The sequence below is a fragment of the Micromonospora sp. NPDC049102 genome (assembly GCF_043197485.1).
In the GTDB taxonomy this organism is placed as follows: Bacteria; Actinomycetota; Actinomycetes; order Mycobacteriales; family Micromonosporaceae; genus Micromonospora.
Map to the genome: position 1 here is coordinate 64,659 of NZ_JBICTE010000021.1, position 10,822 is coordinate 75,480.

12 protein-coding genes are annotated in these 10,822 nt (G+C 73.0%); 6 read left to right on the plus strand and 6 right to left on the minus strand.

The features are described from left to right. Positions 1-3: 3 nt before the first annotated feature. The 3 genes from ACGFH9_RS20240 to ACGFH9_RS20250 form a co-directional block, all read right to left on the minus strand. Complete coding sequence (locus ACGFH9_RS20240; protein ID WP_355621565.1) at positions 4-609, minus strand: TetR/AcrR family transcriptional regulator; 606 nt, start codon at positions 607-609, stop codon at positions 4-6. Between the two features lie 174 nt (positions 610-783). Next, on the minus strand, positions 784-1,527 hold the full coding sequence (locus ACGFH9_RS20245) for a metallophosphoesterase family protein (RefSeq protein WP_393221437.1): 744 nt from the start codon (positions 1,525-1,527) through the stop codon (positions 784-786). Positions 1,528-1,667: 140 nt separating this feature from the next. After that, the gene (locus tag ACGFH9_RS20250) at positions 1,668-2,345 is read right to left on the minus strand and encodes a Crp/Fnr family transcriptional regulator (protein ID WP_007466162.1); all 678 of its coding nucleotides are present in this window, start codon (positions 2,343-2,345) and stop codon (positions 1,668-1,670) included. 144 nt (positions 2,346-2,489) lie between these two features. Between ACGFH9_RS20250 and ACGFH9_RS20255 the strand changes: the two genes are divergently transcribed. The 6 genes from ACGFH9_RS20255 to ACGFH9_RS20280 all read left to right on the plus strand — a co-directional run bounded on the left by ACGFH9_RS20255 (position 2,490) and on the right by ACGFH9_RS20280 (position 7,846). After that, on the plus strand, positions 2,490-3,152 hold the full coding sequence (locus tag ACGFH9_RS20255) for an adenosylcobinamide amidohydrolase (RefSeq protein ID WP_393221440.1): 663 nt from the start codon (positions 2,490-2,492) through the stop codon (positions 3,150-3,152). 55 nt (positions 3,153-3,207) lie between these two features. After that, on the plus strand, positions 3,208-4,377 hold the full coding sequence (locus ACGFH9_RS20260; protein ID WP_393221443.1) for a CapA family protein: 1,170 nt from the start codon (positions 3,208-3,210) through the stop codon (positions 4,375-4,377). Between the two features lie 32 nt (positions 4,378-4,409). Further along, positions 4,410-5,207 carry an endonuclease III gene (gene nth / locus ACGFH9_RS20265; RefSeq protein ID WP_393221525.1) on the plus strand — a complete coding sequence of 266 codons (798 nt, stop codon included), beginning with the start codon at positions 4,410-4,412 and terminating at the stop codon, positions 5,205-5,207. After that, on the plus strand, positions 5,204-5,914 hold the full coding sequence (locus ACGFH9_RS20270) for a TlpA family protein disulfide reductase (protein WP_393221446.1): 711 nt from the start codon (positions 5,204-5,206) through the stop codon (positions 5,912-5,914). The genes nth and ACGFH9_RS20270 overlap by 4 nt, the downstream gene beginning before the upstream one ends. Further along, positions 5,911-6,603 carry an NUDIX hydrolase gene (locus ACGFH9_RS20275; protein WP_393221449.1) on the plus strand — a complete coding sequence of 231 codons (693 nt, stop codon included), beginning with the start codon at positions 5,911-5,913 and terminating at the stop codon, positions 6,601-6,603. Before ACGFH9_RS20270 ends, ACGFH9_RS20275 begins: the two co-directional genes overlap by 4 nt. Before the next feature lie 64 nt (positions 6,604-6,667). Next, positions 6,668-7,846, plus strand: a complete 1,179-nt coding sequence (locus ACGFH9_RS20280; protein ID WP_393221452.1) for a MarP family serine protease — start codon at positions 6,668-6,670, stop codon at positions 7,844-7,846. Between the two features lie 13 nt (positions 7,847-7,859). On the opposite strand, the gene ACGFH9_RS20285 is transcribed toward ACGFH9_RS20280, so the two are convergent. Genes ACGFH9_RS20285 through mycP form a run of 3 tightly spaced genes read right to left on the minus strand, consistent with a single transcriptional unit; the run spans position 7,860 to position 10,764 of the window. Further along, positions 7,860-8,555, minus strand: a complete 696-nt coding sequence (locus ACGFH9_RS20285; RefSeq protein WP_393221455.1) for a phosphatase PAP2 family protein — start codon at positions 8,553-8,555, stop codon at positions 7,860-7,862. Between the two features lie 37 nt (positions 8,556-8,592). Further along, entirely contained in the window at positions 8,593-9,384 is a 792-nt protein-coding gene (locus ACGFH9_RS20290) for a phosphatase PAP2 family protein (RefSeq protein ID WP_393221458.1), read from the minus strand. 51 nt (positions 9,385-9,435) lie between these two features. Next, positions 9,436-10,764, minus strand: coding sequence for a type VII secretion-associated serine protease mycosin (gene mycP / locus ACGFH9_RS20295; protein WP_393221462.1), 1,329 nt, complete (start codon positions 10,762-10,764; stop codon positions 9,436-9,438). Positions 10,765-10,822 lie beyond the last annotated feature (58 nt).

A 10,822-nucleotide genomic window follows, 5' to 3' on the forward strand; every position in this document is an offset into this window, starting at 1 on the left:
CGGTCAGGGCGTGAGCAGGGTGGAGAGTTGGCGTTTCCAGGTGACGAGCAGGGCGGTACGGCGGGCCGAGTCGTCGCTGAGCAGGTTGGCCACCCCGAGGCCGCGCATCAGGTCGAGGGTGGCCTGCACCGCCTCGCGGACGCCGGGGCGGCGCTCGTCGACACCGAGCAGGGCGACGGTGAGCCGGTGCATCTCCCGGCCGACGGTCGCCTCCAGCGGCACCAGGGCGTCGCGAAGCTCCCGGTCGGTGCGGGCGGCCACCCACAGCTCGAGCGCGGCCACGAAGAGCGGCCCGGTGAACGCCGCCGCGAGCAGGTCGATCACCCGATCCAGCCGCTGCGGGCCGGCCGGTAACGCCTCCGCCTCGGTGCGCAGCTCGTCGGCCCGGCGCTCCGCGAGGTGCTCGACGGCGGCCGTGACCATCGCGGCCTTCGTGGGGTAGTGGTGCAACTGTGCACCCCGCGAGACGCCGGCCCGGGCGGCCACGACGGTGGTCGTGGTGCCGGACCAGCCGTGCTCGATCAGGCAGTCGACGGTCGCCTCCATCAGCCGGGCCTGGGTGGCGCGACTGCGCTCCTGTTGGGGGACACGCGTCGATGCGGTGGACACGGGAACAGCCTGCGGGGCGCGAAACAAACAGTCAAGACTGACTTTTACGGTGTTGGTGACCAACGCGGGCCGGCGCTCTCCTGCCGTCAGGCGAAGAAGTCCTGGTCGTCGCCCATCCAGTCGTACTCGGGACCACGCCGGCCATCGCGGGCCGCCGGCCGAGGTCGCGGTGGGTCAGCGGCCGTCGCGGGGGCCGAAGACGGCGAGCGCGTCGGCGTCACTGTGCTGGGAGCGCAGGTATTCGTCCGCCCAGGCGGCGGCGTCCGGGAAGGTCGACTCGGTCGCCACCCGGGCACAGGCCGCGTCCACGTCGAAGGCGGTGCGGCGGAGCTGGACGCCCGGCCCGAGCATGGCCCACCACGCGCCCGCACCCCCGTACGGCATGCCGATGCTGCCCGCGTTGACGACCAGCCGCCGGTCGACCAGCCGCGCGAAGGGCATGTGGGTGTGCCCGCAGACGACCGTGGTGACCTCGGCCGGCAGGCCGGCGAACACCTCGGCCCAGCGAGCCATCCGGGAGTCGACGAGCACCAGTTCCTCGTCGTCGCGAGGCGTCGCGTGACAGAACAGCGTCGGGCCGAGGCCCTCGATCTCCAGCGTCACGGTCGCGGGCAACGCGGCGAGCCGGGCCACCTGGTCGTCCCGGAGCTGGTCGGCGGCCCAGTTCGACACCTCGATCGAGGCGGGTCGCCCCGCGCGGGCCTCGACGAGCTCACGTTCGCAGTTGCCGCCCACCCAGCAGGCCCGGTCACCGAGATCGGCGAGCAGATCCAGCACCTCGACCGGCTGCGGACCGGCCGCGATGTCGCCGGTCAGCACGAGCAGGTCGGCGGCGGCGACCTCCGGCTCGGCCAGGACGGCCTCCAGCGCGGGCAGCACACCATGGATGTCGGAGAGTACGGCAACGCGCTTCAGCATGGCCCCACCCTCGCGGGCCCGGCACGGGTACGCCAGCGATTCTGCGCCGGGCAGACGTATCCCGGGCAGACGCAACATCCGGCGGACAACGACGTCCCCGCCTGCCGTCGGTGACGGCGGGCGGGGACGGGACGTACGGCTCAGACGCGGGCGCGGCGGGCGAGGCGCTCCGGGTCCAGGATGATGATGCTCTTACCGTCCAGCCGCAGCCAGCCGCGCGAGGCGAAGTCGGCAAGCGCCTTGTTGACCGTCTCCCGGGAGGCGCCGACGAGCTGGGCGATCTCCTCCTGGGTGAGGTCGTGGGTCACGCGCAGGACACCGCCGTCGCGGGTACCGAATCGGCCGGCCATCTGGAGCAGGTTCTTCGCGACCCGGCCCGGCACGTCCGTGAAGATCAGGTCGGCGAGCGAGTCGTTGGTCCGACGCAGGCGTCGGGCGAGCACCCGGAGCAGCTGCTCGGCGATCTCCGGGCGGTTGTTGAGCCACGGCCGCAGCGCCTGCTTGCGCAGCCGCACCAGCCGGGTGTCGGTCACCGCGGTGGCGGTCGCCGTACGCGGACCCGGGTCGAAGAGCGACAGCTCACCCACCATGTCCGACGGCCCCATCACCGCGATCAGGTTCTGCCGGCCGTCCGCCGCCCGGCGGCCGACCTTGATCTTCCCGGACAGCAGGATATAGAGGCTGTCGCCGGGCTCGCCCTCATTGAAAACGATCTCGCCCTTGCGGACCTCGATCGTCTCCATCTCCTTGGCGAGCGCCTCGGCAGCTTCCGGGTCCACACCCTGGAAGATCCCGCTGCGGGCCAGTACCTCATCCATCGCGCACCTCCGCTTGCGCGTGCCGTCCGTCGGCCCGGGGCCGCCGTCCGCTGATCCCCTCGCGCGCCGCCAAGTCTAGGCGCACGTGAGCACGAATCAGAGGTCGCCCCTGGAATCTTGATCGGTGGGCGTAACCTGCCCGACGTGCTGAGGGACCCGATTCTGGCCAGCCGCATCGAGGGCGGCCAGCCCGTGCCGCTGCTCGTCTGGCGGGCTGACGGCCCTCTGCGGGCGGTCAGCAGCGGCCCGCTGGGCGGCGGCGTCGGCGTCCGGCGGTGGGTGCTGAACGCGACGGTGCCCATGTCGTACGACCGGGACGACCCCGCCGCCCACCTGGCCGCGCTCGCCGCGGACCTGGCCCTGGACGGCCCCGGGGTGGGCCTGCTGACCGGCGTCGACGTGACCGAGGTGGTGGCCCGGACGGACAGCGGGGTGCGGGCCTGGGTGACCGTCGGGCTCGGCACGCCGGTGCCCGCCGCCGCACCGGCCGCGGGCGCGCTCACGCAGCGGGTGGGCACGGTCAACATCGTGGTGTACGTGCCGGCCCGGCTCGCCGACTCGGCGCTCGTCAACGCCGTCGCGACCGCCACCGAGGCGAAGACCCAGGCGATCGGCGAACTGGGGTTGCCGGGCACGGGCACCCCCACCGACGCGGTCACCGTGCTCTGCCCGGTGGACGGGCCGGACGCGGCGTACGGCGGGCCGCGCTCGACGTGGGGCGCCCCGCTGGCCCGTGCCGTGCACGCCGCCGTGCGGGCGGGCGGCGAGCGGCCGGTGGTGCCCTGGTCAGACCGGCTGACCGGCTGAAACTCCAACCGATCGGCCCTCGTCGGCGCGTTCCGGGCTCGATAAGGTCGCGGCGATGTACGCTGCCGCCCCCCTCGCGCCCCGCCGCGTCGCCATCGGCCTCGTGGTGCTGCTGGCCGCCCTGCTCGCCGCAGGCTGCGCCGACAGTGGGGAAGCCTCGGTGTGGCAGCCCGGCGCCGGTGGTGGTGGCACGGGCGTGCCGCTGAGCACGGCCGGGCCGAAGGCCAGCGCCGGCGCGTCGACGTCCGGCGGGGGCGACGCCATCTCGCTCTCCGCGACCGGCGACATCATCATGGGCAACGCGCCGAGCCGGCTGCCCGCCGCCGGCGGCAAGGGGTTCTTCGACTCGGTCACCGGGGCACTCAGGGCCGACCTGGTCATGGGCAACCTGGAGGAGCCGCTGACGGTGGACACCGGCACCGGCAAGTGCGGGCCCCACTCCACCCGCTGCTTCCAGTTCCGAGCCCCGCCGGAGTACGCCGCGCACCTGCGCGACGCCGGCTTCCGGGTGCTCAACCAGGCCAACAACCACGGCTACGACTACGGGCCGAAGGGCTACCAGAACACGCGTAAGGCGCTGGAGAAGTACGACCTGGAGCACACCGGCGCGCCGGGCGAGATCACCGTGGTCGACGTCAAAGGCGTCAAGGTCGCCGTGGCCGGCTTCTCGTCGTACGTCTGGTCCAACAGCCTGGTCGACATCGCCAAGGCCAGGACGGTCGTCGCCAAGGCAGCCACCATGGCCGACGTGGTCGTGGTGCAGGTGCACATGGGCGGCGAGGGAGCGGACAAGACCCGGGTGAAGCCGGGCACCGAGCTGTTCCTCGGCGAGAACCGGGGCGATCCGGTCCGGTTCTCGCACGCGATGATCGACGCCGGCGCGGATCTGATCGTCGGGCACGGGCCGCACGTGCTGCGCGGGATGGAGTTCTACCGGGGGCGCCTGATCGCGTACAGCCTCGGCAACTTCGCCGGCGGCGGCAACTCGTTGAGCAACGCCGGGCGGCTGGGCTGGGGCGGCGTCCTGAAGGTGTCGCTCAAGCCCGACGGCGCGTGGGCCGGTGGCTCGTTCACCTCGACGTACATGAACTCGGCCGGCAGGCCGACGATGGACCCGGACGGCCGGGGCCTGGGCCTCGTCACGGAGCTGAGCCGTACCGACTTCCGCAGGAACGGGGCCCGGATCGACGGGCAGGGCAGGATCACCGCGCCGACCGGCGGTTGACCCGACGAGGAACGTCCGGGGTGCGACGTAGGCTGACCGTCGTGACCAGTAGCCCTCCCGGTGTCAGCGAGACCGACCTCGGGCGCACACGCCGCGCCCGCAAGATCGGCCGGGTGCTGGCCGAGACGCACCCCGACGCGCACTGTGAGCTGGACCACTCCAACGCGCTGGAGCTGTCCGTCGCCACCATCCTGTCCGCGCAGTGCACCGACAAGAAGGTCAACGAGGTCACCCCGAAGCTCTTCGCCCGCTACCCGAGCGCCGCCGCGTACGCCGGGGCCGACCGGGGCGAGATGGAGGAGCTGATCCGGCCCACCGGCTTCTACCGCAACAAGACCGACTCGCTGCTCAAGCTCGGGCAGGCCCTCCTCGACCGGTACGACGGTCAGGTCCCCGGCCGGCTCGCCGACCTGGTGACGCTACCCGGGATCGGTCGCAAGACCGCCAACGTCATCCTCGGCAACGCCTTCGACGTCCCCGGCATCACCGTCGACACGCACTTCCAGCGGCTGGTCCACCGGTGGCGGCTGACCACCGAGACCGATCCGGTCAAGATCGAGCACGCGATCGGCGCGCTCTACCCCAGGCGCGACTGGACCATGCTGTCGCACCGGATCATCTTCCACGGGCGGCGGGTCTGCCACGCCCGTAAGCCCGCCTGCGGTGCGTGCACGCTCGCGAAGCTCTGCCCCTCGTACGGCACCGGCCCCACCGAGCCGTCCGCCGCCGCCAAGCTGCTCAAGGGCCCTCGGGCGCGTGACCTGGCCGTGGCGGCCGGGATCGACCCGGAGCTGGTGCCGCCGCAGGCGGTCGCCGCGGAGGTGCCGTGAACCGCCTTCTGACGGGTGCGCTCCACCGGCGGATCGCCCTGCTCGCTCTGCCGCTGGCGCTGTTCGTGGGTGGCTGCACCACCAGCCCGACCGACGACGCCGCGCCGCGGTCGGCCGCAGCCGAGCGTCCGTCGCCCTTCAAGGACTGCGCCGCGTTGGGAGCGCCTCCGGCGGCGTCCAGCCCTGCTGCTGCCTCGACCGGTGCTGGCGCTGCCTCCGGCACGCCCAGCCCCGGTGCTGCCGGTTCGCCCGACGCTGGCGCGACCGGGACGGCTGCGGGTGGGCAGGAGCTGCCGGCGCTGACCCTGGCCTGCTTCACCGGTGGTGCGCCGGTCGCGCTGCGAGACCTGGCCGGGCCGGCCGTGATCAACGTCTGGGCCTCCTGGTGTGGGCCGTGCCGCAAGGAACTGCCCGCGTTCCAGCGGCTGAGCGAGCGGACCGGCGGCCAGCTCCGGGTGGTCGGGGTCAACACCCGCGACAGTCGCAGCGGCGCCCAGTCCATCGGCGAGGACTTCGGCGTACGGTTTCCGGTCCTGGTCGACCAGGGCGACGCGCTGCAACGGGAGCTGAGGCGCAATGCCTTCCCGCTGACCCTCTTCGTCGACGCGCGGGGCCGCATCCGGCACATCGACTCCACCGGTGCGCTCGACGACGCCCAGCTCGCCACGCTGGTCCGCCAGCACCTGGGCGTGGCGGTGCCGGCGTGACCCGTCGACCTCCGGACTGGATCGACCCCCTGCTGAGCCGGCTGGGCACCGCCCGCGTCGAGGACTTCACCCGCCTCACCACCCCGGCCGAGGGCGGGCGGGAGAGCGCCGTGCTGGTGCTGCTCGGTGAGCAGGCCGACACCGGGCCCGACGTACTGATCCTGCAACGGGCCGCCACCCTGCGAAACCACGCCGGTCAGCCGGCCTTCCCCGGCGGCGCGGCCGACCCGGAGGACGCCGACGCGCGTGCCACCGCGCTCCGCGAGGCAAACGAGGAGGTCGGCCTCGATCCGGCCAGCGTGACCGTGCTGGCCGAGTTGCCGAAACTGTGGATTCCGGTCAGCGACTTCGTGGTCACCCCGGTACTGGCCTGGTGGCACGACCCGCATCCGGTGCATCCCCGGGAGCCCGCCGAGGTGGCGCACGTGGCACGACTGCCGATCCGCGAGCTGGTCGACCCGGCGAACCGGCTCCGGGTACGCCACCCCAGCGGCTGGGTGGGTCCGGCGTTCTCCTCGCGCGGCATGCTCGTCTGGGGCTTCACCGCCGGAGTGTTGGCGGCCCTGCTCGAGATGGGCGGCTGGGCCCGCCCGTGGTCGCCCGGTCGGCTGGTCGACCTGCCGCCCACGGGTGCCGCTCCCGCGCCCTCGGCAGGCACCGACGAGGTCGACGAGACCGCCCTGCGCTGACCACGCGGTCACCTTCCGCAAGCGATGGTCATCCGCTGGGCGCGGTGCCCGTACGCTGGACCCCGTGTCCGTCGTGGATCTCGTACTGCTGCTGCTCATGCTCGTGTTCGCGATCAGCGGATACCGTCAGGGTTTCGTCATCGGCATCACGTCACTGTCCGGCTTCTTCCTGGGCCTTCTGCTCGGCCTGCAACTCGGGCCGCTGTTCGCCCGGCAGTTCGTCGACGCCGGCACCCGGGTGCTCATCTCACTGGTGGCCATCTTCGGGTTGGCGGTGATCGGGCAGGCGCTCGCCGGCTGGCTCGGCTCGCACCTGCGCAAGACGATCACCAGCGACGTGGGCCGGCGGATCGACGACATCGGTGGCGCCTTCGTCTCGCTGTTCGCGGTGCTCCTGCTGGCCTGGCTGGTCGCCGTACCGCTCGGGTCGTCGTCGGTGCCCTGGCTCGCCGCCTCGGTGCGCAACAGCGCGCTGATCAGCGTGGTGAACGGGGTCCTGCCGGAGGAGGCGCACCGCCTCTCCACCGCGTTGGAGGACACCGTCGACACCGACGGTTTCCCGGACGTCTTCGGCGGCCTCGCGCCCACCCGTGCCCGGCAGGTCGACCCGCCCGACCCGGCGCTGGCGGGTTCCCAGGTGGTGGTCAACGGTCAGCGTTCGGTGGTCAAGGTGCTCGGCTCCGCGCCCAGTTGCTCCCGTCGCATCGAGGGCTCCGGCTTCGTGTACGCCGACGACCGGGTCATGACCAACGCCCACGTGGTCGCGGGTACGCGCTCGGTGGCCGTGGAGTTGGGCGGCGAGCGGTACGACGGTCAGGTGGTGGTGTACGACCCCAACCGGGACCTGGCGGTGCTGCTGGTCCCGGGGCTCCCCGGCCCGTCGCTGCGGTTCGCCGCCGGCAACGCGGGCAGCGGCTCGGACGCCATCGTGCTCGGCTTCCCGCTCGACGGCCCGTACAACGCGCAGTCCGCCCGGGTTCGTGACGTCGACCGGATCAAGGGGCCGGACATCTACTCCTCCGGCGATGTCACCCGGGAGATCTACACGATCCGGGCGCTGGTACGCAGTGGTAACTCCGGCGGGCCGCTGCTCTCCGCCAACGGCCTCGTGCTCGGCGTCATCTTCGCGGCGGCGGCCGACGATCCCAACACCGGCTTCGCGGTGACCGCCGCCGAGGCCCGTCCGGTGGCGTTGGCCGGCGCCGAGCGCAACCGGGCCGTCGCCACCGGCAAGTGCACCTGAGCGCCGCCCCGGATCAGGTGCGGGCCGGGGCGGCGGCCGGCAGCTTCGCGCGCCCCCAGTGCAGTCCCCGGTCCAGGACCGCCCGGGCCATGATCGCCACGCAGGTGCCGCCGTTGAGGAAGGACGCCGTCACGTCGCTCGGGTGGTGCATCCCCCGGTACATGCGGGTCAGCGCCACACCCACCGGCACCATCAGCAGCAGCGTCCACCAGGCGACCTTTGCGCCGGTGCTGCGCGCCCGCAGGGCCATCAGCACCGCGATGCCGACGTAGAGGGCGACCGCTGCCGAGGTGTGCCCGGACGGGAAGCTCGACGTGGGGGGTGAGACGTCCATGTGCTCCACCGCGGGCCGCTGCCGGTCGATCACCAGGGTGGTCAGCAGGAACACCAGCGCCTGGGCGGTGACGGCCGCGCACAGGAACAGGGGCTCCCGCCAGCGCTTCAGCCAGAGTCGCAGCGCCAGCGCCACCAGCACGGTGACCACGACGATCATCTGAGTGCTGGCGAGCGTGCTGAACACCAGCGAGACGTTGTTCCAGCCGCCGGTGCGGTCACCGGCGAGCTCCCGATTGACCGCGTCCTCGACGGTGAACGGCCAGGTTCGGTTCAACACCCGAGTGACAAGCACCCCGAGCAGCACCATGACGCCGAAGAGGAGGGAAACCGGCAGCAGCACCCGCCGGACGATCTGGACCACGCTGTCGGACATGAGCCGGCCATTACCCGGTCGGCGTCCCCGGCACGCCTCAGGTCGCGTCGGGCTGCCGCTCGACCTCGGGCGCGACACCGTCACGGGTCGGCCGGACCGGCCGGAGACCCGTGTGCGCTCGCCAACTGGTGAACGCGGCGGTGGTCGCCGCGACCACCGCCACGCCGAGCAGCCAACCACCGAGCACGTCGCTGGTGAAGTGCACGCCGAGCACGACCCTGCTGAGTCCGGTGACCAGCGTGAGCAGCAGCGCGGCGACCCAGAGCGTGACCCGCACGGCCCCGCGTCGGACGTACGGCAGGAACACCAGCAGCAGTACGCCGGCGGCCAGGGTGGCGTTCAGCGCGTGCCCGGAGGGGAACGAGTAGCCGGCGGCCCGGGCCACCGGGTCGAGCAGCTCCGGCCGGTCCCGGCCGACGAGCAACTTGAGCAGCGGACCCATCAACCCGCCGACCACCATCGTGGTGGTCGCCCAGAGGGCCAGTCGCCGGGCGTGCCGGCGCACCAGCCAGATCACCGCCAGCAGCACGACGACCCGCAGCGGCATCGGCGCGAACACCTCGCTCCACACGCGCATGAGCAGGACCCAGGCCGGGTGGTTCACCGCGTGGTCGTGCAGCGCGTCGGTGATCGTCGTGTCCAGCCGGTGCAACGGCGCCCACGCCCCGAGCACCAACAGCGCGAGCAGGGCGAACGGCACCAGCACCAGGAACGCCGCCGTCGCCGCCAGGGTCAGCCGCAAGCCCAGCGAGTGGTCCGGGTCGAGGCGACGTCGCCGCCAGGACGGGCGGCGGGTGGTGTCGAGGGTACGTGCGGCGGGCGTGCTCATGAGGTCGCTTCTACCCCGCCGGCGGGGCAATCAGGCCTGTCGTCCAGCCGTTCAGCGAGTGCGCTGGCGGAACCGGCGCACCATCAGCGCCGCGCCGGTGACCAGAGCGGCGAAGAGCACGGCGCCTGTCCACAGCCGCTCCGGTGCGGAATCGGCCGGTACGCCCGCCGGTCGGGCCGTCCACCCCGTCTGCTGCCGGGGAGCGGTGAAACCGAGGTCACTGCCCGCACCGCTGACCGGGTCGTCGTCGCCCGAGCCGGGGGCCGCACCGAAGCCGACCACACCCGGCGAGGTCAGATCGTCCAGCGGGTTGGCGCTGACGGGGGCGACATCCGCCGTCAGCGCGGCCACCGGGTCGACCACCCCGTACCCGAAACGGTCGTCCCGGCCGGTCGGGCCGATGTCCCGGGCGGTGGCCACGAGCCGGTTGACCACCTGCCCCGCGGGCATGTCCGGGTAGCGGGACCGGACCAGCGCGGCCGTGGCGGCCACCAGCGGCGCGGCGAAGCTGGTGCCCTGCACCCGCCAGTACCCGTCGGTCGGACGGGCGCCGACCAGGTTGGTCGCGGGGGCGGTGAGCACCGTCGCCCGACCGGTGATCGACCCGGACCACAGGTTGTCGCTGTTGCGCTCCAACCCGGCGACCGCGATCACGCCCGGTTCACGGGCCGGGTACCAGGGCTTGGAGTCGGGCGACGTGGCCAGGTTGCCGGTGCAGGCGACCACCACCACGTCGCGGGCGAACGCGTAGTCCAGGGCCGCCGCCAGGGCAGGGCTGTCGCCGCTGCCGCCCAGCGACAGGTTGATCACCCGGGCGCCGTGGTCGACCGCCCACCGGACACCCTTCGCGACGATCAACGCGTCGTCGTACTTGTTGCGCTCGTCCAGCACGCGGACCGGAAGGATCCGCGCGTCCGGCGCCAGGCCGACCACGCCCCGCTTGTCGTCGTTGCGCCCGGCGATCAGCCCGGCGACCGTGGTGCCGTGGCCCACCGGGTCCGGACCGGCGCCGCCCGCCGGCCCGACCAGGTCGAGGCCGGGGAGCACCTGACCGGCCAGGTCGGGATGGTTGGCGTCCACACCGGAGTCGACCACGGCGACGACCACACCGCGGCCGGTCGAGGTGCGCCAGGCCGAGTCGGCACGCAACTCGTCGAGCTGCCACTGCTCGTCACGTACCTGGTCGGTGCGGGCGATGCTGTCAGCGGGCGCGAACGCGGCCGGCGCGCCGGCGAGCTGCCCGCCGCTGCTCGGCGCGGTGACAGGTGCGGTGCTCGGGACCGCGACAGCGACCAGCGCCGCCGCACCGAGCAGCGCCCGGCCGGCCCGTCTGGCCACTGCCGGACCGCTGTGCCGAACCCCAGTCACATCCTCTGCCATTCATCCCGACGGAACCTCGACGATCGGAGATTACCGGTTTCCCCACCCGTCACGGGAG

Excerpts from the sequence above, each read along its gene's own strand:
- ACGFH9_RS20245 (WP_393221437.1), bottom strand. The coding sequence starts at position 1,527 with ATGCTGAAGCGCGTTGCCGTACTCTCCGACATCCATGGTGTGCTGCCC.
- ACGFH9_RS20250 (WP_007466162.1), bottom strand. The coding sequence starts at position 2,345 with ATGGATGAGGTACTGGCCCGCAGCGGGATCTTCCAGGGTGTGGACCCG.
- ACGFH9_RS20260 (WP_393221443.1), top strand. The coding sequence starts at position 3,208 with ATGTACGCTGCCGCCCCCCTCGCGCCCCGCCGCGTCGCCATCGGCCTC.
- ACGFH9_RS20285 (WP_393221455.1), bottom strand. The coding sequence starts at position 8,555 with ATGTCCGACAGCGTGGTCCAGATCGTCCGGCGGGTGCTGCTGCCGGTT.
- ACGFH9_RS20290 (WP_393221458.1), bottom strand. The coding sequence starts at position 9,384 with ATGAGCACGCCCGCCGCACGTACCCTCGACACCACCCGCCGCCCGTCC.
- mycP (WP_393221462.1), bottom strand. The coding sequence starts at position 10,764 with ATGGCAGAGGATGTGACTGGGGTTCGGCACAGCGGTCCGGCAGTGGCC.